Here is a 20439-nt window from a genome sequence, read left to right on the forward strand (position 1 = left end):
AGTGTGCTCAACTCAAACGACTAAGCAGCATTATTGAGTTGGAAATTTCCCGTCAATGCGTTGTAAAACTCACTGTTATCCAAGATTCCGACCAATTGATTATCTTCAACCAACAAGATCGGATGGTTACTGATCTGCTTGAGCTTAATTGCGTCGCGCATGCCAATCTCAGGGCTTACCACAACCACACTCGACCCGCTGATCTCGGTTAAATCATCAGACTCATTCCACTCGACAAGTGCCAAATCCGATTCACCTTTTACAGATAGCTCCCCTTCGCTCTGCTCAACCCATAGGTCTTTTGAATCGCAGATCTGCCAGCTTTCATCTTCTTGTTTCAGAGAATCCAGAGGCTGCATCAATGAGCGACCTTTTAGTACATTCAATGGGTTAGTATGAGCAACAAAGTCCTTCACATATTCCGTTTTAGGTGTGAGTACGATCTCTTCGGGCTTACCGTGTTGGATCAGTTTGCCAGACTCCATGATTGCGATGTTATTACCAATCTTCAGCGCTTCATCTAGATCGTGACTCACGAACAGAATCGTTTTGTTTAGCTTACTTTGCAGCGTGATCAACTCATCTTGAAGCTGAGCACGAATCAATGGGTCAAGTGCCGAGAACGGTTCATCCATCAATAAAATGTCAGTATCCATAGCAAAAGCACGCGCTAAACCAACACGTTGCTGCATGCCGCCAGACAGCTCATGCGGGAATTTCGTTTCCCATTCAGCTAGACCAACCATTTCAAGCTGTTCACGCGCCTTAGCACGACGAACATCTTTGGCGACACCTTGCATTTCAAGGCCAAACGCCACGTTATCCAACACGGTTAACCAAGGCATCAGGGCGAATTTTTGGAACACCATAGAAACACGGTGAGTACGCAAGTGGCGCAGTGTCGCTTCGTCGCACTTTTCACCCAAATCAACCAGCTTATCGCCATCTTTGATTGCCAATGAACCACGGCTGATCTCGTTTAAACCATTCACGGCACGAAGCAATGAAGATTTACCCGAGCCCGATAAGCCCATCAAGACACAAATTTCGCCTTCTTCAACCGTTAGAGAGACATTATCTACGCCCACGACTTGGCCTGTTTCATCAATGATCTCTTGGCGAGTTTTCCCTTGGTCGAGTAGCTCGAGCGCTTGCTTCGACTTATCACCAAAAACGACATCAAGATTTTTAATGGTAATCGCGTCCATTGTCTTTTTTTCCTGAGAGCTAGACATGATTAAGCCTCCTTCTGATTGGGTGTTTTGCACAAGCGATCAAGAATGATAGCGACTAATACAATCGCCAGTCCGGCTTCAAAACCTTGTGAGATGTTCACTGTGTTCAATGCACGAACAACAGGCTTACCAAGCCCGTCAGCACCGACAAGAGCGGCGATAACCACCATAGAAAGCGACAACATAATGCATTGGGTAACACCTGCCATAATGCTTGGCAGAGCCGCCGGTAATTCCACTTTGAGTAACAACTTCATACGGCTAGCACCAAAGGCTTTGCCTGCTTCAATCAACTCTTCAGGCACTTTAGTCACGCCCAAGTACGTCAAGCGTATTGGCGCGGCGATAGCAAAAATAATGGTCGAGATTAAGCCAGGAACGATGCCTAAGCCGAATAGCACCAAGGTTGGGATAAGGTAGACAAACGTTGGTACCGTCTGCATTAAATCGAGGATTGGGCGCAATAAGGTGTAAAGCCAAGGGCGGTGCGCCGCCATGATGCCAACCGGCACGCCAATTAATACGGAAATCGTTGTCGCCGCAAAGACGAGAACAAAGGTTTCCAGCATTTCTTGCCAATAGCCAAGGTTGAGGATGGTCAGAAGCGCCGCGACAACGAAGATCACCAACGACAATTTACGGTGTAAATACCAAGCAATCGCAGCGGTAATCACGATAGGGAGCGCAGGCGGCATCCATTTAAATACATCGACTAAAAACAGAATAACGGTTTCTAAAAAGATAGAAATAGCATCAAAAAAACCTGCTGCGTTGATTGTTAACCAGTCAACACCAGCTTCCATCCATTGTCCGACAGGGATTTTGTTTTCCGTAATAAAATTCACAATATTGCCTTTTATTATGGGTGGGCTACTTCAAACCAATCGATAAATTGGTAAGCCCACCTTTATTATTTATGTAGCTGTTGAGATAGGTAGAACTAAGCTTTAACTTGTTTTAGGTATTCAGTAACGGCTTGCGTCGCTGATTCGCCTTTATGCGTTTTTACGTTGTCTAACCAAGCTTCCACTTGTTGTGGATTGCTGTTCAGCCATTGTTGCGCCGCTTTTTCAGGCTTCACATTCTGGTTCAGAATCTCTTCCATCAGCTGGTTTTCCATCTCTAGAGTGAACTCTAAGTTCTGTAGAAGCTGACCGACGTTTGAACACTCAGACAGGTAGTTTGAACGAACATTGGTGTAAACATTTGCGCCGCCGTAGTTCGGGCCGAAGAAGTCGTCACCACCAGATAGGTATTCCATCTCAACGTTACTGTTCATTGGGTGCGGTGCCCAACCAAGGTAAACAATCCATTGGCTACGACGTGCTGCGCGTGATACTTGCGACACCATGCCTGCTTCGCTTGATTCAACTAGGCTGAAATCTTTTAGACCGAAAGCGTCAGAGTCGATCATCGATTGGATTAGGCGGTTGCCATCGTTACCAGGCTCAATGCCGTAGATACGGTCTTTAAATTTGTCAGCATGCTTTGCTAGGTCTGCGAAGCTTTTCACACCGGCGTCGTACACATACTTAGGTACAGCGAGCGTGTATTTCGCACCTTCAAGGTTGGCACGAACGGTTTCAACGGTGCCCGCTTCACGATATTTAGCAATATCGCCTTCCATGGTTGGCATCCAGTTACCTAGGAATACATCAATGTCGCCATTGGCCATAGAAGAGTAAGTTACGGGTACTGAAAGCAAGTCTGTTTTGGTTTTGTAACCAAGACCTTTCAGTAGCTCAGAAGTGACGGCAGTCGTTGCGGTGATGTCTGTCCAACCGACATCAGCAAAGCGCACGTTTTCACATTGCTGTGGCTCAACAGTAGCGTTCGCCGCAAATGCAAATGAACTGATAGCGAGTGTTGTTAACGTTTTTTTCGCCACGTTCTGAATATTTAGAGTCGTCATAATGGTTCCTTTTGATCTTTCCTTTTGCTGCTCTATCTCAAACGGATAGCGGCAGTTCTGCTGACTTTTGACTTATGATTGGTGTTACTATTTTTGTTATTTTTAAGCAGTAACAGAGGCTTAAGCTTCTCTTACTGGCTTATTGATTCTTTGTTTTTCTTCCCATTCCGGCGCAATCCACACTGGAACATCCTGCTCTTTAAGCATTGGTTTACCCAAAATCAAATCAGATGCGCGTTCGGCAACCATGATGGTCGGCGCATTTAGGTTGCCGTTTGGAATGGTTGGGAAAACAGACGAGTCGACGACACGCAGATTATCAATGCCACGAACACGACACTCTTCATCAAGCACCGCCATTGGATCGTTATCTGAACCCATTTTGCAGCCACAAGAAGGGTGATAAGCACTTTCAACATTCTGCTTAACCCACTCATCAATCGCTTCATCGGAGGTAACGTTTAGACCCGGCTGAATCTCTTCACCACGGTAAAAATCCATCGCTGGTTGCGACAGAATTTCGCGAGTCAGACGAATACAATCACGCCAATCTTGGCGGTCTTGCTCGGTCGAAATGTAATTGAAAATGATCTCTGGTTTGGCATGTGGATCTGCCGAAGTGATCGCAACCGTACCGCGACTCTCTGGCTTATTAGGTCCAACGTGTACTTGGAAACCATGGCCATCAAAGGCCGCTTGGCCGTCGTAACGCATTGCTGCTGGTAGGAAATGATATTGAATATTTGGCCACTTCAACCCTTTGCGAGAACGAATAAACGCACACGATTCAAAGTGATTGGTCGCACCCAAACCTTTGCGCGTCAAAATCCATTCTGCGCCAATCATGCCTTTGCTCACCAAGCCAAGCTTGCTGTTAAGCGTGATAGGTTCGTTACAGTGGTATTGAAAGTACACTTCTAGGTGGTCTTGAAGGTTTTCACCTACGCCATTCAACTCGTGTTTCAGTTCAACGCCCGCTTTTTCAAGCACCGCTTTCGGGCCGATACCAGATAGTTGAAGCAGTTGAACAGAACCGATAGACCCCGCAGAAGAGATCACTTCTTTGTTCGCTACCGCCACTTGGGTATTGCCTGACTTTTCAAACTCGACACCAACCGCTTTCAAGCCTGATTGGTCTTGTGCTTCAAGTAAGAAACGACGAGCCACAATGCCTTTCATCAAAGTAAGGTTTGAGCGCTTCAATGCACGACGTAAATAAGCATTAGAGGTTGAGGCTCTAACACCTTTATCTACCGTCATGTGCATAGTGCCGAAGCCTTCTTGCTGGTAGCCGTTGTAATCTTGAGTTTCTGGGTAACCGGCGTCTTTACCTGCATCAATGAACGCTTGGTAAAGCGGGTTGAGCTCCATATCGTTGCCGTTACAAGTACCGACAGGGCCATTGTCGCCACGGTATTCGTCGCCACCTTTGTTCCACGATTCAGCACGGCGGAAATAAGGCAAACACGCTTGGTAATTCCAACCGGCAGCGCCCTCTTCTTCCCACTGGTCGAAGTCACACGCGTGACCACGAACATAAACCATTCCGTTGATCGATGAACTGCCACCTAATACCTTGCCACGTGGGCAATGCAGTTCACGCCCGTCAAGGCCCGGCTCTTTCTCTGTTTCAAATTGCCAAGCGTACTTTTCAGTATTCATTGGGTAAGAAAGCGCGGTCGGCATCTGGATAAAAATGCTCTTATCCGTACCACCAGCTTCCAGTAATAAAACGCTATGTTCACCGCTTTCCGTTAGCCTATCCGCTAACACACAGCCGGCCGAACCCGCGCCGACGATAATATAATCGTAGCGTTGTTCCATGTTATCTATTCCCTGAGGTGAGTCAGTAGAGCTAGCTACTTTAAGCTAGCCCATAAAATTGAGTGTTACGCGTTAGGCATAAGGGCTGGCGTAGTCGCCAAGTTCGATAAGAATGCTCTTAGTCTGCGTATAGTGAAGTAGAGTCTCTGGTCCATTTTCACGGCCAATACCCGAAAGTTTGTAGCCACCAACAGGCATTTCTGCCGGTGAATCACCCCACGTGTTCACCCAGCAAATACCTGCCTGCATTTGATGAATAACGCGGTGAGCGCGAGAGAGGTTTTGCGTGAATACGCCAGCAGCAAGGCCGTATTTAGTGTCGTTAGCACGGCGAATCACATCGTCTTCATCAGTAAACTTCATTACCGACATCACTGGGCCAAAGATCTCTTGCTGGACGTGTGGCATGTGGTCTTCGCAATCCACAAACACGGTTGGGATAACAAAGTTGCCGTTTTCAAGACCGTTGTCTGTCACTTGATAGCCGCCCGTCAGCAAGGTTGCACCCGACTGTTTAGCTAGCTCAATCGCTTCAAGGACTTTTGAAAGGTGTTCTTTAGAAATTAACGCACCGATCTGAGTTTCCATGTCCATTGGGTTACCAACGATCAGCTTCTCTGTGCGCGTTTTAAGTTGGTCGATAAAATCGTTGTATATATTTTCATGAACATAAACGCGAGTACCGTTAGTACACACTTCGCCTTGGGTATAGAAGTTCGCGACCATCGAAGCAGAAACTGCATCATCCAATTTCGCATCATCAAACACGATCATAGGTGATTTACCGCCAAGCTCCATAGTGACTGACTTCAGCGTTTTCGCGCTGTCAGCCATCACGGCTTTACCCGTACCGGTTTCACCCGTGAAAGAGACTTTCGCGATGTCTGGATGCGCGGTTAGCATTTGACCCACACGGTAGTCGCCCTGAACCACGTTGAACACGCCATCAGGAAGACCTGCTTCGGTAAAGATCTCAGCAAGTTTGAGAGCGGTTAGCGGTGTTTCTTCTGAAGGTTTGAAAATCATCGCATTACCCGCAGCAAGCGCCGGAGCTGATTTCCACATCGCGATTTGGATAGGGTAGTTCCACGCGCCAATGCCAGCACAGATGCCTAGCGGTTCACGGCGTGTGTAAAAGAATTGAGATTCGCTCAGCGGTTGTTGGTCGCCTTGTAGAGTTGGAGCAAGGCCCGCAAAGTATTCAATAACATCAGCGCCAGACGCCACGTCTACTTCAATTGCTTCTTGCAACGGCTTGCCCGTATCAACAACCTCAAGGTTCGCAAGGTCATTGTTTCGAGCCCTAAGGATTTCAACGGCCTTCAAAAGTATGCGACTACGCTCTACCGCTGTCATTGCTGACCATACCGCAAAGCCACGCTTCGCGGATTCGATAGCGCTATCCACATCTGCTGCAGAGGCTTGGCCTAGCGTGGCGATAGGTTCGCCGTTTGCTGGGTTGATGCTATCAAAGGTTTCACCAGACGTAGCTTTGACCGCTGCGCCATCAATGTATAACGAGTTCATTTCCATTTGAGATTCTGACTTAATTATTGTTATTAGACTCTACTGGTCTAGTTTGAATGTTAGGTGTAAGTATTGGTCGTTCTAGTGCTGTTCTAGTTCTAATACTGCGTTCTATTTGGTACTGCACGAGTAGAACGTCAGTTGTTTATCAAGGTAATCGTTGATGATGGCGCGCGCCTTCTGAGCATCGATACCATCTGGGTTTAACGTGCCTCTCAGCCATAAACCATCAATCAGAGACGCGATTCCGTGAGCAACGAGATCTGCTTGTTCATGATCCAAAATACCTTTTAATTCAAGGCGCAAATGCGAGAGCAAACGTCTTTCATTCACACGCTGTAATCGTTTTAACTGTTCGTCATGCATGGAGTATGACCAAAACGCCAACCACGCCTTCGCGACCTTATTCTCGGCTTGATAGCCTTCGAAGTTGCCATCGATGATCGCATTGATCCTCTGTTGGTGAGCATCAACAGGGAGTGCTTTTAATGAGGTTGTGATGGTATTGGACAGTTGGCGAAGGATTTCACGCATGGTCTCTTCGAGCAGGCCGTGCTTGCCACCAAAATAGTGATTAATGATGCCGGTAGAGACTCCCGCTTCTTTGCTGATCAACGCAATACTCGCGGCGTGCAAACCCACTCGGTCGATCACGGCCATGGTGGCTTGAACGAGTTGTGGTTTACGTATATCAGGCATCCCAACCTTCGGCATTTCTCAGTCCTTTTATTTTTTATTGAACGTTCAGTTAAATATAAAATGACAGAAATTTAGTTAGGGTTCAAATGATTATTTAAAACAAACCATTAACAAAGTAGCGCTAGACAAACAACAACTACCATAAAAACAGATACTTAACATTCATTTAGTGCACTAATCAAACTCATTGAAAGTTTGAACTATGATGGTTATGGCTCAATAGATATTAATTGAAACGCCTAAGTTTTAAGCAGCAGAGGAAGTAGGCTTACTAAATAAGAGCCCCTCTTTTCAGCTCTATTTTTCTTTGGAATAAAGGAAGGGAAAGCAGGTGAAAAAATAAAAGTACCCGAATATTTGGGTACTTTAAGTTGGAAATACTATCAATAATATCGCTCGATATTTTATCGAGAAGCGACACGTTACTAGAAAGCCAAATGGTAGCTATTGCTCGACTGATCGAGTGTGATCACCCAGCTCTGTTCTTGCTCCTTACTACTCATTGGCACCCAACGAGCATAGATCTGCTCCCAGTTTCCATTGACTTCTAACTCTACGACATCGGTGTGTGTTGGATAAACGGTTGTGATTCGAGAAGTAGGCTCTGCAACAACATCACCATTGCTCATGACAAATGCTGACTCAGAGTACAAATGAAGAGCCCCTGCCGTCGTTCCCGTGTAATCCATTGACAAGCTAATCTTCTCCCCAATATCAAATGAGAAACCAACAGGCGCCACAATGTCAGACGTACTGATCGCGGCAGGTTGGATTGCTGACGCAGGCAGTTGAGCTGGCGTCGGAGACGGTGTCGCAGCTGGAGTCTGCGCAGGTGATGCACTCGTATTACCACCGCCACCTCCACCACCGCCGCCACAAGCACTGACTATGAGTGAGAAGGATGTCATGGTGATTAATTTGCTTATCTTATTCATGGTGCTCTCCTACTCATCCGTCGCTGATATAACTTTGTTAGTGGTCGATGCTTTGTACCATTCACCATCGGTTTCACCGCTGCTGGTTACCCATGTAGGGAATGACGTATACGCATCACTGATATCAACCAGTTCTACAGGGTGATCCCATTCGTCTCGAATATTAATAACCCACGGCATGTTATTGCTGGTTTTGAACGACTCAGAGCCTGAAGAGCTGTCATCATGACTATTGAACAAGGTGTCATTCATATCACTAGTACCTGAAAACTCTTTCAAGTGAGTTTGCCACGTCATACCTGGTGGGGTCGCAACGAAGTCACCGTGATAAGTACCATCAGCGCCAAAGATAAACGAGTCATAAGGTGGGTAACCTATGTCATCACGTGATACTGGTGTAGTAAATTCCACGTACAGTTGGTAGTTAAGCACGTCAGCGTTTTGTACCCCAGAACACGCACTTTGGGTTCGGTAGAAAACACAGCTTTCTGTTAGTTCACCTAAGTTTTCCAGATCCTCTCTTAGGTTTTCTGACACCATCAAAATCGTCTCACTGTCTCCCGCTTGTAAAATCGTGTGACCAACAGCGACGCCGTTACGAGTCAGTGTGGTAGACGCTACATTCGCAGGCAAGACATTCGGCAACTTCACAGCATAACCATTCGAGTAGCCTGCACCCATCGCTTGAAGCGTGTAATCTACAGTCAAATTTTTGAGTTCTCGTTGACCGTTAAGCTGCTCCGTGACTTGATAACGCCAAACCACATCATTGAAGTCGCAGTCACCTTTTAGCGGCCAGTTATCCTCAAAGGCAATTGTTGCGTAGCTATTCGAACTTGGGTAGACGGTTGTCACTGTCACATCTTCATTGTTCTCTTGAACAAGCACCTCATATTTCGAGTCTGTTGTGCCATCTTCGTTAACCCCATCAACCGCAGAAAACGGAGTCACGTCAACCGTGAAGATCAAGTCGTTGAAGTCATTGTCTCCACTAGGTCGGTAGATATCTTCAAAACCAAGCACCAAGAACTCATTCTCGGTATCAAGGAAAGCCACATTGTGCCTTCTATTTTCAGCGGTCGCCTCTGGATTCAAAGCAGGATAGCTGTAGAAAGGCGTTCCCCAACCACCAAGCCAAGGGATGTTGTTATAAGATCCTTCCCAGCCCCAACCGTTAGAGATGATAAAGAAGGCCAATGTTTGACCCGCGGTGAGTTGGACATTGAGGTCGATGGTATCCCCTTCTTGCATTTCCCCAACATCAGCAACGGATGTATTAGGAAACACCACAACGTGTGCGTTGATGTCATCTTTAGTTGCAGGTGGGTTGTCGGTATCAAAAACAAAATAACCGAGGGTATTTCGATAGCCCGCCCCTTCGTTGAGGAACGTCAAAGATACAGTGGCGTATTCCGCGCCATTTAGTTCATCGTCAATATCAATACTTGAATAACGCTCTGGAGCAATGAACGCACTATTGACCGCACTCCCTTCAGGCAGCATCGAATAAACGTTAGTTAAAACATCTTGCGGAAGTGACTCTGATATTGAATAGGTATTGTTGGGTTTACCTTTTGCAGAATAGTTAGAAGCATCCGCTCCAGATTCAAATGTAAAGTCTGCGGTTGTCAACGCCATCGCAACACATGGCACCAAGCAACCCGGCAGTATGACTGAATTCCAATTCCTCATTCTGTTCCCTCTCTTCACCAGCCTTAAACGTGTAGAGAGAAACAGATCAAGTATAATGCCGAAAAACAAAGCACTAATTAACAATAACTTAGAATAGGACCTGTCACTTTTCTCAATTTGAGAATGAAGTTGAAATGGAAAAAACAAACACAAAAAAGGTCACTAGTTTGATAGCGACCTTTATTGGTTTACCTAGAGCAAGACTAGAAGTAATAAACACACAATTACTGAGTAATAATAGGTATCGATTGCCATGCCCTTTGGTGTAACATTTCGCAGCCAGATTCGGTAATCACGATGTTCTCTTCGTGGACCATCATGCGGTTTTTCGCAAATGCCATGCCCGGCTCAAGGGTGAGCACCATACCGGGTTTTAAGACTACATCTCCGTTAGGCACATGTGATGGCCACTCGGTTAGCTGCATGCCTAAGCCGTGCCCCAGGCGACCTACATCGTTGCCAAGTGCACCGTTCTTTTCGAGTACAGACCACATAGCTTGCCACACCTCCCCAGTGGTGCGTCCCGGCTCAGCAATTGCGAGCCCCGCTTCTGTCGATTGATAAACAGCATCATAAGCTGCGATAGTGTCAGGTGCTGCATGACCAAAGGCATAATTACGGTCAAAGTCGCTGAAGTATCCATCAAAATTAGCCCCCGAATCGATGATTAGCACGTCACCTGCACCAAGCACGCGGTCGGTCGGCCCCATGATAATGTTGTCGTAGCCACCTTGACCGGATGCGGATATAAGATATGGACACGCATCAGCACCCAAACGTAACATCTCCAGATGCATAGCTTTGCACGCCTGTCGTTCTGTCATCCCTATCGAAAGGTTATTGCGAAGATATTCAAAGCCCACAGCCGTGACTTGGCAGGCAAAGCGAACTTTATCGATCTCAGCTTGAGACTTTACACTACGCAAGTCTCGAATCACCAACGACACATCAACCATACTGTGGTGACTCAGTTTCTGCTGTAATAACACATAGTTTGCAGCGGGCATACGCAGATGTGTTTCAGGGCCAACCATCGAACCGATTCGGCGAGAACCTTTGGAGACTTCTAACAATGTAGCCGCGAGCAAAGAGATACCGTCGTCTTCTGGTCTTGGTGACGGCCAACTGCGCACGTCGTCAATCCATGTATCGTCGAAACCAGCGACACCAATCTCTGGCACCACGGCGATAGGCTTGCCAGTCGCAGGAACCACCAAAAACCAAGGTCGAGTTGGGCTTTCCCAGAACTGCGATTTGAAGCCACTGAAATAGCGAAATTCTGGTTCGGTCGTAAAGAACGCTGCATCGATGTTCTGAGCACGTAGACGTTGTTGTAACTCCACAGTACGTTGCTCTAGTTCTGCTGATTCAAACCCTCTCTGCGGAGGTGTTAACGGCAATATACTCATATTTCTATCCTTGATTGAATAAGGGTAACTCGACGAATTAATTGAATAAAATGTCTCTTGGTAACAAAGCGATACTTGGGAAGAAAATCAGCAAAGCAGACATCAATATCAAGATAAGGAAAAACGGTAACGTCCCACGGATGACCTCCATGTAAGGCCGATCAAAAATCGCTATCGCAGTAAAAATGTTACAACCGAATGGAGGTGTTGCCGACCCAATAGCCATTTGCAACGTTACCATCACACCGACCAAGATAGGATCAATTCCTGCGGAAGCAACTATCGGCATAAAGATAGGTGTTAAGATCAATAGAACAACCAATGAGTCCACAAACATGCAACCTACAAAGAAAGTCAGCGCGATAACAAACAGAATGTATTCAGGTGAGGCGTTTTCTAAGTCAAGAGGTGCTAGCAACTCCTGAGGAATTTGCTCAAACGAGATGTACCAAGAGAAGGCCTGCCCCACCCCAACCAGCACAAAGACAACTGCGGTAATCAAACCGGTATTCAGCGCTGCATCGCAGATGTCTTTTACGCCAAGTTTGCGATAGAAAACGCACTCAACAATGATTGCATATAACACAGCAAATGAAGCCGCTTCCGTAGGCGTGACCACGCCAGAATAGATTCCACCGATAATCAAAGCAGGGAAACCAAGAGGAAGAATCGCTTTCTTGATCGCTTCAACACGCTCGGCTGTGTTGGCCTTTTCAACCAAAGATATGGTATCGCTGTGTTTCACACTGTAGGCATAGCTGTATAACGAGAACAGGCTAGCGAGCACTAAGCCCGGACCAATACCAGCAATAAACAACTCCCCAACACCGGCGTTGGCTAAGGTGCCGTAAAGAATCAAGCCGATGCTCGGTGGAATAAGAAACGCGATGTCACTTGCATTGATGATCAACGCCATAACAAAGCTGTCTTTGTAGCCCGCTTGCAGTAACTTCGGACGCATGATTTGGCCGACCGACACGACGGTCGCTTGGGTCGAACCGGAAACAGAACCAAACAAGGTACAACTGATGCACGTCGTAATCGGCAGGCCACCACGCAGGTGTCCAACAAACGCTTGAATCAGGCCAAGTAAATTATAGGCTGTATGTCCACGCGTCATAATATCGGCCGCCAATATAAACATGGGAACGGCAATCAATGCGTTCGGTGAGATGCCCGTGACCATCTGTTGAATCAGCACTCCCGGCTCAACCTGAGAGAAATGAATCAAGCCAATCAAAGCTCCAACCGCTAACGGCACAATCATAGGGAAGCTCAAAAACAGCAAAATCACCATCACAGAGACAAGCGTAAATGTGATGACATAAATATCTAATTCGCCGGCAATAATGTCCGAGAAAAACTGAGCAACATCGTTCATTCGAACTCACCTATTTTTGTGTTTCTATTTTCAATCACGTCAAATGACACGTAGATCTCTTTGTGCAATAAGTTCATCAAGAAGCTCATGCTGTATTGCAATCCGGCAATGAAAAAACCAATTGGAATGATCGCGTATACCCAATACACAGGGAACTGCAAGGCTGGGCTTAACCGATTGATGTCTTTCAGCTCTTTAACGTAAAAGAACGCGTGGTAGGTGAGATAGAACATCAGCATTGCGGTTAATAATGCAATGATGGTTGTGAGAACTTTCTGAGCTCTAGTACTCAATGAATCGTAGACCGCGGTCATACGAATATTTCGACCTTGGCGCACCGCATAGGCGAAGCCGACGAAGGTAACAGAGACAATCAGAAACTGATTGAGCTCTTCCGAGAAAAATAGGCTTTTATTGAAGGCGTAACGACCAATCGCATTGGCAGTCGAGTTGATCATCATCGCGAGAATGGCAGTCATGATCAGAACGCGCTCTAGCTTTTCTGTCGCGACACTTATTTTATGTAGCAGTTCTTTCATAGCAGGCAGTGCTCCATACTTCGTTCAGTGACACGAGTCCATTGCCACTATTTGGAGAAGGTTGGGGGAAGCTATCCGCTGGAATATATAACGGATAGCTATCATCCTTACTAACGCTTTCTATTGCGTTGCTGAAGCAGCCTTCACTTCATCTAGGATATCTTCGAGAATAACTTTCGCACCCTCACGAGCTTCGCTTTGCTGACCTGCTGGGTATGCATTCGCCACTACGTCGTAGTATGTCGTGTGTAGTTTCTGGCTTAGCGTTTTAAAGCGCTCGCGCTCTTCATCCGTCAGCACGACCACTTGCATGTTTGGACGCTCTTTTAAGATCTTGTCCATGTTCTCTTTGTTGATTCGGATCTGATAGTCGTATGCGGCTTGGTCTGCTGCTTTGATGGCTTTATCGACCATGGCTTGTTTCTCTTCAGACAAGCCGTTATACCACTTACTGTTGGTCGAAACGGTACTCACATAAGGTTGCTGACCTGGGAACATTAAGTAGTCTTGAACCTCATGCCACTTCGCGTTATAGATGAAGTAGATAGGGTTAACCATGCTATCGATGGTCTTAAGTTGCAGTGAACCGTACACTTCACCCCAAGACAGAGGAGTAGGCGTTGCACCAAACGCTTTGTAGGTTTCAACAGGGATGGTTGAAGTAAAAGTTCGGATTTTCTGGTTAGCAAAATCTTCAGGTGTACGGATAGGTTTATTGCCGCCCCAAACCATTTCACCTTCAGACATCATCGACAGCAGCTTTAGGTTTACGCTCTCAAACTTAGGTGCCAACTTGTTGTAGATAGTTGGGCTTTCCGTTAACACCTTATGAGTGATTGCTTCATTGGTACCCAGTACATACGGCAAGCTCACCGCCTGAACCTCAGGCACATAAGACCCTAAGTGACCCGCACCTACCGACACAAATTGAATCGTGCCTTTAGCAGCCAACTCTACGATGTCGTTCTCTGTACCCAGTTGACCGTAGTAATAGATGCGAACACGGATGTCGCCATCAGATTCCTTCTTAATCACTTCCGCAAATTTTTGCGCATAGATATCTTGAACGTCTGTTTTGTCCTCTTCTGAAGCAAACTTCCATGTTTCGGCATTAACGCCAAAAACCATGCTCAAACTTAGCAGTGCTACGCCTAATCGTTTCATCCTGTCTTTCCTTTTATTATCCTAATTACACGTTAGCGACCTTGGTCACTTTACGCGCTTCAGTTTTGGCTGTGACGACAATAAACTCCGTTTAAAGTCAGCCATCTGCAGTGCCAAATGCGTCACTGCTGAATCCATATCTCTACTTATTGATTCAAATTGAATTGCTTCTAGTTGGGTCGCTTTTAAATTGATCGTGCTAAACGATCGTTCACTAGCTGAATCCAGTAACTCGCCCCGAGCTTTAATATGCCATCGTTAAAGTCGTATTCAGGGTTATGCAATGCGCAGCCACCGACCGATTCCGTGCCGTTACCCAACAGCACATAACAGCCCGGTTTAACGCGAAGCATACTTGAGAAGTCTTCCGAAATAGTCAGCGGGTCACAGGCGTCATTAACGTTCTCTACACCAAGCACCTTCTGCGCGGCCGCAACCGAGTATTGGGTTTGTTGCTCGCTGTTGATGGTTGGGTAAAAAGTATTGATGAACTCGAAATCGTAAGTCGCGCCCGCAGCCTGACAAATACCTGCCACAATCCTCTCCATACTTTGTTTGATTCGATCGAGAGAAGCTTCAGTGAAGCAACGACAATCACCTTTAATGGTTACTTGGGTCGGAATAACGTTAACTGTGCCATCGGTAATAAACTCGGTCGCAGAGACTACAGCCGTATCGTGAATCGCACTGAGATTACGAGATACTATGGTTTGAAGACCAAGAATGATTTGTGAGCCAACGACTAAAGGATCGACCCCTTGGTGAGGCAGAGCAGCATGCCCACCCACACCATTGATAGTGATCTTAAAGCTACTTTCACTGGCCATTAATGATCCGGGGCGAAGCATCAACTCACCTTCCGCTAAACCGGGGAAGTTATGAACTCCATACACTTCATCAATAGAGAATCGTTCAAATAGGCCATCATCAATCATTGCTTGCGCGCCACAACCGTGCTCTTCATCGGGTTGAAAGATGAAATACACAGTGCCATCGAAGGTTGAGTTCCCTTCCAATAGGTTTTCGGCCAAATAGCTTGCGGCGCCGAGCAGCATTGCGGAGTGACCATCGTGGCCACAAGCATGCATTTTTCCATCATGTTGTGAGCAGTGTGCGAAATTGTTTTGTTCGTGAATATGTAGCGCATCCATATCAGCTCTCAGACCAATGCTCGCGTCACTCGATCCTGAACGAAGTATCCCAACCAATCCTGTTTTACCGATGTTACGCACCACCTCGATACCAAAACTGTGTAACTTGTCAGCGATAAAATCGGAGGTCAGGTTCACATCAAAACCACACTCAGGGAAGCGATGTAAATGTTGACGCCACTCCGTCATGCTTTGAATAAGCAGCGAAGAAAGTTGGTCTGGTTTAATCGAGAAAGTAGATGGCATAGTAGTAGTCCCAAAGCGAAATTCTTTGTATTAACGTAATAATGTGGAGTTAATTTGGCTGCTCTGAATGTAAACGCGAAGCGAGCAGCTTTAATCGAAGGTCGTTACAACGACTGCGGCCTTCGGCAATTATCTGAGGGTGGGTCTAGGTGGTGCTCTAACAGTGCACCAAAACCTTTTATGGGCGAGGGGTAGTTCATCAATTGAAGCGAGTGCCAAGCCAACACTTGATTACTGCTGACAACGGGTTTATCTAGCTCCGCTTCAATGGATTCAAGCATCGAGGCTGCACGCAGTGCCGTGCAAGAGATAAACAGAAGGTCCGCGTCAGGGTCGTAAACTTGTAGTGCGGCATGTTTTATGTCCATTGGATCGATGAACGTCATCGCAGTGTCATCTTCAAAGCCAAAGCCAGCAATGCTCAACACCTCAACGCCTTGCGACTCAAAAAAAGCTGCAACGTCTTGATTCACAGCTTCGGTATAAGGCGTTAATACTGAGATGCGCTTCGCTTGGAATCTTTCAAACGCCTCTAGGGCCGCAGTCACCGGATTCGTTACTGCTGCATTTGGGCAAGATTGATGAATCAGCCGGGTAATTCGTTCACTGCCAATCGCTACCGTGCCTGAGGTGCAGGCGTAAATCACCACATCCAATTCAGTACCTGGAAGGATGGTATCAGCGCAAGCAGCGATTCCTGGCTCCATCTTCCGCAGGTTCTCTATCGTCAAAGGGTTATAGTTTCGAACTCGGCTGGTGAACGATTGCACATCGTCTGGAAACAACATGTTTAAATCACGCTCAATATTGAAATCTGTCGCTAACGCAATCACACCGACGCGTCCTGCTGGTGCCAATTTCTCCAATTCAAACTGTAAAGTAGCAGTTGCAGATTTCATACTTTCCGACTCCTTGAGCTGGCAATATCAACACTCAGCAAATGTTAACGACATGTATCATGCGAACTTCAAGCTCTGTAATTTTGAACTTTACATTTCGTTCACAAGGTTAATAATGCATCGACAACTTTAAGGATTATCATTAAATGAATACCTTATTGTGCGGAAATTCCGCATTTTTATTGCGTTATAGTGATTTTTTGTTCTGAATCCTCTTTAATTAATTTTTGGAGCCAAATACCTTTAACTCGATCACACACTGAAAAAAAGAAACAATATATTTACAAATCAACATTGGGAAGTATGGGTATGACACAACAGCCTGCATTGGTGGTCGACAGTTTCGACAAGAAGATCCTCAACATCGTACAAGACTCAAATAGAGCCACATCAGACAAGATTGCAGAGAAGGTCGGGCTCTCTCCTGCTGCCGTTCAGCGCCGTTTAAAACGTATGAGAGCACAAGGTGTAATTAAGGCTGATGTCTCGGTGATTAACCCAAAAGCGGTCGGTCACGGAATGACGTTTATCGTTCAGGTAACACTTGAACGTGAGCGTGTGGATTTGATGCATAACTTCAAAAAAGAGATGAGTTCGAACCGTTCTGTGCAGCAGTGCTATTACGTCACAGGCAGCTCTGATTTTATCTTAATCGTCACGGCTGCAGATATGGAGGGGTACGATAATTTTACTCGTGAGGCATTCTTCGATAACGCCAATATCAAAAGCTTTCAAACCAATGTGGTGATGGATAACGTCAAGGTCGGGCTGACGATACCGATTGATGAGCAGCGCGATTAGAAAGCAAGGCGTGTCATAGGATGAAGTCAAAAAGAGAAAAAAAAGACGGTATGAAGAAACTTTACATACCGCCAACTTTGGGGCTTACTTTATTATTCGTTGTTCGCAATTCGCTATTAACTGCTAACTATGTACTTATCGTTATTACATTTTATTGTCGATGATTTGTTGGTAGAGGTCCGGGTCAGTTGCCCCTTCAGTACCAATCACTAGCACTCGGCTCTCTTGCGTTAAATTCAGTTTTTCAGCGAAATTTGGTTCTTGTTTAGCGATGATCGCTGCGGCAAATCCTGGAACTGCAGATTCACCACCTTCTATTGACACTTCCGTTTTCTCGCCACTCGCCAACATGCGCATCGCTTGCGGGATCGCCTCTTCACTGAGTGTCATAAAATCATCAGCGCCGTTTTGGAGAATCGTCCATGCCAAGCTCGAAACCTCACCACAGGCAAGTCCAGCCATCAGCGTCTCCAGATCGCCCGTTACCACAATCGGTTTACCCGCTTGAGCACTCTTCTGCAAGCAGTTAGCCTGTTCAGGTTCGACAATTACAAAGCGTGGACGATCAACACCCCACAAATCCCAGAAATAGCCACAGACAGCAGATGCCAAACCACCTACTCCACCCTGCACGAAAACATGAGTTGGGATTTCACCATCAAGTTGCTCGACAATTTCAGCCAGCATCACGGTGTAGCCCAGCGCAACGTCTTTTGGGATTTCCATGTAACCTTCGTAAGAAGTATCCGATACAATCACGCGATTTTTCGCTCGCGCTTCTGAATCAGCTAAACGAACCGATTCATCGTAGTTACCTGTAATACGAACCACTTCGGCACCAAATGCTTCCATCGCTTGCTTACGGCCTTCTGATACGTCACGGTGAATGTAGATAACACAACCACAACCAAACATTTGTGCGCCCCACGCAACCGAGCGACCATGGTTTCCATCTGTCGCGCAACTGACAACGATTTCAGCAACTTCTGATTTCCATTCCCCGTTTAACAATTCACTGATGGTCGGATTCTTTCCATAGCGATTGGCGATCTCAAGCTGAAGCTGACGGGCAACAGCATAAGCACCGCCCAGAGCTTTAAAGCTTTTTAGGCCAAAACGTTGAGATTCATCTTTGTACCAGAATTTGTTTACGCCGATCTCAGCAGAAATCGCGTTCAACTCATGCAAAGGAGTAACGGCATAGCCCGGCCATTGTGAAATATCCTTAATTGCCAGCTCAGAACTCGCAACACTCAAAATTTCAAGTTGCTCATTTGAGTACTCCAATTCAGGGCGTGCTTTAGGGTTCGCATAGTGTGTCAGAGTGCCTGCCAGTAACTGCATAAATGATCGTCCTTATTAGTCATTCACATTGCTCCTTACTACAGCCAAGCCAAAAAGTAGCGGCTTGTAAGGTTTGCGGAGATTAAATTCTATCGGACAAAAAGTGCCTTAATTACGCTTTCTAAATTCAATATCTGAAGGAATTCTTTGTTACCCCACTATAAAATGCAGAATTTAGTCATCCTGAAAATATCGCAATCAAATCTCAATTCACTATAGCAACAATTCGAATTATTGAGCGTGTGTATAGCACTATCCCCCCAAGGAAATAGACGCCACAAAAAAGGTTGATAATGACAAAGCCACTATCAACCTTTAGCAATCGGTGGAGAACGCTCAGTTGTCGTCCATAAACTTACTCAATACGGGTAATGAAACTGTATTTATCAGAATCCGCTTTCGTCATCCAATGTTCACCAGACGCTGGGGCTGAATTTAGGGTAAACATGTAAAAAGCGATCCCTTTGTCTCCCATCACCTTGTTAAAGTAAGTCGCTTGACTGCGATGACTCTCATTAGTGTAAGGAAATTCTTTTGCGGTTTTATCTCCCTCAGCCCAACTGTGTACACCAACCTGCTTATTCTGTTCAATAGCTTTACTGGTGTCTGCACGTTGTAAAATACGTGGGTAGCCCGCTGCGAATAAGTCCGTCCCCCCCGAGAAAACCGAACCTCTTGGAGTCACGATGGTTGTCATCTTATTGCTATGGATCATGCGTCCGGTGTACATGTTAATTTCATCATCGGCACTCCCACCAATATGATTATCGAACTTTAATGTCATATCTCGGCCTTGAGATAACTTCACAATGTCAAACAGCTGAGAATAGGTTGATACGCCTAACGTGGAGTCAATACGCTCACCAACAGCAGACTTATTAAATCTATCTCGGTAGAAAGCTTTAAAAGCGAACGAGGTAGTAATCGTGACTTTGTTATCTTGTAGAGAGCGGGTTAGAACCGTAGAGCCTAGCGTCGTCACGTAATCTAACGCTTCGGTATAGAACTCAAATTCAATAGGCCGTTTTCTATCACTGGTTGTCGTTTGGATTAATGTGGTTTCATTCGACACTGAGCGCTGTGCAGCATTGCAATCAAACTCATCATAGAAATCCCCTTCCTTATAAATGCCACAGGTATCGACTCCAGCATCAGGGAAATACATGTCAATGGTTTGACCTAGTCGGTCGACAAGCCTGATGACTTTCTTCTGCCCGCTAATATCCTCGGCAAACATCACTTTCTCGTACAGCACACCATCGTAATTCAGTGTGAAGGCTTCTTGGAGCTCTTCTCGGTCTTGATACAACTTTCCTAGCTTGGCCGATGAGAACACATAATCGGCTTTGGGTTGAGGTAATTGTTTCTTCATGGTGTTGGAGCCAGAGTGGCATCCAGCTAAAAAGATTAGTGGTAATGCCAATAACGCGCTTCGATAGTACTTCATGCAATGATTCCCCAAACGTAAGATGGGAAAATTCTATTATTTAGCCGTCAAACTATCTGTCTTGAGAATGTAATAGAATGTACAGCGACTGATACCATTCATCAATCTATATCCAGCTCATACAAAGCCAACAAGTTAGACCAGTTACATAGCCTTACATTAGCTTATCTACAGATATATATAATGCCGTCGAAACCAACATTAGCCATATGAAATCAAACACTTACGGCTAAG

At 45.9% G+C, this 20439-nt stretch carries 17 protein-coding genes; 1 reads left to right on the top strand and 16 read right to left on the bottom strand.

Annotated features, from left to right (window positions below; genetic code table 11):
- Nucleotides 1-20 precede the first annotated feature (20 nt).
- The 14 genes from choV to L1D55_RS00615 form a co-directional block, all read right to left on the bottom strand.
- Nucleotides 21-1235 (bottom strand): choline ABC transporter ATP-binding protein, encoded by a 1215-nt coding sequence (gene choV, locus L1D55_RS00550; RefSeq protein ID WP_239915978.1) that lies wholly within the window; start codon nucleotides 1233-1235, stop codon nucleotides 21-23.
- A gap of 2 nt (nucleotides 1236-1237) precedes the next feature.
- Complete coding sequence (gene choW / locus L1D55_RS00555) at nucleotides 1238-2080, bottom strand: choline ABC transporter permease subunit (protein ID WP_004736863.1); 843 nt, start codon at nucleotides 2078-2080, stop codon at nucleotides 1238-1240.
- Nucleotides 2081-2175: 95 nt separating this feature from the next.
- A complete protein-coding gene (locus L1D55_RS00560; protein WP_239915979.1) occupies nucleotides 2176-3147 on the bottom strand; it encodes a choline ABC transporter substrate-binding protein in 972 nt (323 codons plus the stop codon).
- A gap of 120 nt (nucleotides 3148-3267) precedes the next feature.
- Nucleotides 3268-4971, bottom strand: coding sequence for a choline dehydrogenase (gene betA / locus L1D55_RS00565; protein ID WP_239915981.1), 1704 nt, complete (start codon nucleotides 4969-4971; stop codon nucleotides 3268-3270).
- A gap of 72 nt (nucleotides 4972-5043) precedes the next feature.
- The gene (betB, locus tag L1D55_RS00570; protein ID WP_239915982.1) at nucleotides 5044-6504 is read right to left on the bottom strand and encodes a betaine-aldehyde dehydrogenase; all 1461 of its coding nucleotides are present in this window, start codon (nucleotides 6502-6504) and stop codon (nucleotides 5044-5046) included.
- A gap of 105 nt (nucleotides 6505-6609) precedes the next feature.
- Complete coding sequence (betI, locus tag L1D55_RS00575) at nucleotides 6610-7212, bottom strand: transcriptional regulator BetI (protein WP_239915983.1); 603 nt, start codon at nucleotides 7210-7212, stop codon at nucleotides 6610-6612.
- A gap of 410 nt (nucleotides 7213-7622) precedes the next feature.
- Nucleotides 7623-8132, bottom strand: coding sequence for a hypothetical protein (locus L1D55_RS00580; RefSeq protein WP_239915984.1), 510 nt, complete (start codon nucleotides 8130-8132; stop codon nucleotides 7623-7625).
- Nucleotides 8133-8141: 9 nt separating this feature from the next.
- A complete protein-coding gene (locus tag L1D55_RS00585; RefSeq protein WP_239915985.1) occupies nucleotides 8142-9824 on the bottom strand; it encodes an LruC domain-containing protein in 1683 nt (560 codons plus the stop codon).
- 224 nt (nucleotides 9825-10048) lie between these two features.
- Nucleotides 10049-11233, bottom strand: coding sequence for a Xaa-Pro peptidase family protein (locus tag L1D55_RS00590; RefSeq protein WP_239915986.1), 1185 nt, complete (start codon nucleotides 11231-11233; stop codon nucleotides 10049-10051).
- Nucleotides 11234-11270: 37 nt separating this feature from the next.
- Entirely contained in the window at nucleotides 11271-12614 is a 1344-nt protein-coding gene (locus L1D55_RS00595; RefSeq protein ID WP_239915988.1) for a TRAP transporter large permease, read from the bottom strand.
- Nucleotides 12611-13153 carry a TRAP transporter small permease gene (locus L1D55_RS00600; protein WP_239915989.1) on the bottom strand — a complete coding sequence of 181 codons (543 nt, stop codon included), beginning with the start codon at nucleotides 13151-13153 and terminating at the stop codon, nucleotides 12611-12613. The genes L1D55_RS00595 and L1D55_RS00600 overlap by 4 nt, the downstream gene beginning before the upstream one ends.
- 120 nt (nucleotides 13154-13273) lie before the next feature.
- Nucleotides 13274-14317: a TRAP transporter substrate-binding protein DctP gene (gene dctP, locus L1D55_RS00605; protein ID WP_239915991.1), complete on the bottom strand. Its 1044-nt coding sequence runs from the start codon at nucleotides 14315-14317 to the stop codon at nucleotides 13274-13276.
- A 185-nt stretch (nucleotides 14318-14502) separates the two neighbouring features.
- Nucleotides 14503-15714, bottom strand: a complete 1212-nt coding sequence (locus tag L1D55_RS00610) for a M20 aminoacylase family protein (RefSeq protein WP_239915992.1) — start codon at nucleotides 15712-15714, stop codon at nucleotides 14503-14505.
- Between the two features lie 104 nt (nucleotides 15715-15818).
- Nucleotides 15819-16613, bottom strand: a complete 795-nt coding sequence (locus L1D55_RS00615; RefSeq protein ID WP_239915993.1) for an Asp/Glu racemase — start codon at nucleotides 16611-16613, stop codon at nucleotides 15819-15821.
- A 309-nt stretch (nucleotides 16614-16922) separates the two neighbouring features.
- Here L1D55_RS00615 and L1D55_RS00620 point away from each other — a divergent pair, with 309 nt between their 5' ends.
- Nucleotides 16923-17414: an Lrp/AsnC family transcriptional regulator gene (locus L1D55_RS00620; RefSeq protein WP_239915994.1), complete on the top strand. Its 492-nt coding sequence runs from the start codon at nucleotides 16923-16925 to the stop codon at nucleotides 17412-17414.
- 144 nt (nucleotides 17415-17558) lie between these two features.
- On the opposite strand, the gene L1D55_RS00625 is transcribed toward L1D55_RS00620, so the two are convergent.
- Complete coding sequence (locus L1D55_RS00625) at nucleotides 17559-18758, bottom strand: diaminopropionate ammonia-lyase (protein ID WP_239915995.1); 1200 nt, start codon at nucleotides 18756-18758, stop codon at nucleotides 17559-17561.
- Between the two features lie 355 nt (nucleotides 18759-19113).
- Nucleotides 19114-20205, bottom strand: coding sequence for an alpha/beta hydrolase (locus L1D55_RS00630; RefSeq protein WP_239915996.1), 1092 nt, complete (start codon nucleotides 20203-20205; stop codon nucleotides 19114-19116).
- Nucleotides 20206-20439 lie beyond the last annotated feature (234 nt).

This window comes from Vibrio sp. Isolate22, assembly GCF_022398115.1.
GTDB lineage: Bacteria > Pseudomonadota > Gammaproteobacteria > Enterobacterales > Vibrionaceae > Vibrio.

What these genes read in the sequence shown, in the direction of transcription:
- choV (WP_239915978.1), bottom strand. Translation starts at nt 1,235, where the DNA reads ATGTCTAGCTCTCAGGAAAAAAAGACAATGGACGCGATTACCATTAAA.
- L1D55_RS00560 (WP_239915979.1), bottom strand. Translation starts at nt 3,147, where the DNA reads ATGACGACTCTAAATATTCAGAACGTGGCGAAAAAAACGTTAACAACA.
- betA (WP_239915981.1), bottom strand. Translation starts at nt 4,971, where the DNA reads ATGGAACAACGCTACGATTATATTATCGTCGGCGCGGGTTCGGCCGGC.
- betB (WP_239915982.1), bottom strand. Translation starts at nt 6,504, where the DNA reads ATGGAAATGAACTCGTTATACATTGATGGCGCAGCGGTCAAAGCTACG.
- betI (WP_239915983.1), bottom strand. Translation starts at nt 7,212, where the DNA reads ATGCCGAAGGTTGGGATGCCTGATATACGTAAACCACAACTCGTTCAA.
- L1D55_RS00580 (WP_239915984.1), bottom strand. Translation starts at nt 8,132, where the DNA reads ATGAATAAGATAAGCAAATTAATCACCATGACATCCTTCTCACTCATA.
- L1D55_RS00585 (WP_239915985.1), bottom strand. Translation starts at nt 9,824, where the DNA reads ATGAGGAATTGGAATTCAGTCATACTGCCGGGTTGCTTGGTGCCATGT.
- L1D55_RS00590 (WP_239915986.1), bottom strand. Translation starts at nt 11,233, where the DNA reads ATGAGTATATTGCCGTTAACACCTCCGCAGAGAGGGTTTGAATCAGCA.
- L1D55_RS00595 (WP_239915988.1), bottom strand. Translation starts at nt 12,614, where the DNA reads ATGAACGATGTTGCTCAGTTTTTCTCGGACATTATTGCCGGCGAATTA.
- L1D55_RS00600 (WP_239915989.1), bottom strand. Translation starts at nt 13,153, where the DNA reads ATGAAAGAACTGCTACATAAAATAAGTGTCGCGACAGAAAAGCTAGAG.
- dctP (WP_239915991.1), bottom strand. Translation starts at nt 14,317, where the DNA reads ATGAAACGATTAGGCGTAGCACTGCTAAGTTTGAGCATGGTTTTTGGC.
- L1D55_RS00610 (WP_239915992.1), bottom strand. Translation starts at nt 15,714, where the DNA reads ATGCCATCTACTTTCTCGATTAAACCAGACCAACTTTCTTCGCTGCTT.
- L1D55_RS00615 (WP_239915993.1), bottom strand. Translation starts at nt 16,613, where the DNA reads ATGAAATCTGCAACTGCTACTTTACAGTTTGAATTGGAGAAATTGGCA.
- L1D55_RS00620 (WP_239915994.1), top strand. Translation starts at nt 16,923, where the DNA reads ATGACACAACAGCCTGCATTGGTGGTCGACAGTTTCGACAAGAAGATC.
- L1D55_RS00625 (WP_239915995.1), bottom strand. Translation starts at nt 18,758, where the DNA reads ATGCAGTTACTGGCAGGCACTCTGACACACTATGCGAACCCTAAAGCA.
- L1D55_RS00630 (WP_239915996.1), bottom strand. Translation starts at nt 20,205, where the DNA reads ATGAAGTACTATCGAAGCGCGTTATTGGCATTACCACTAATCTTTTTA.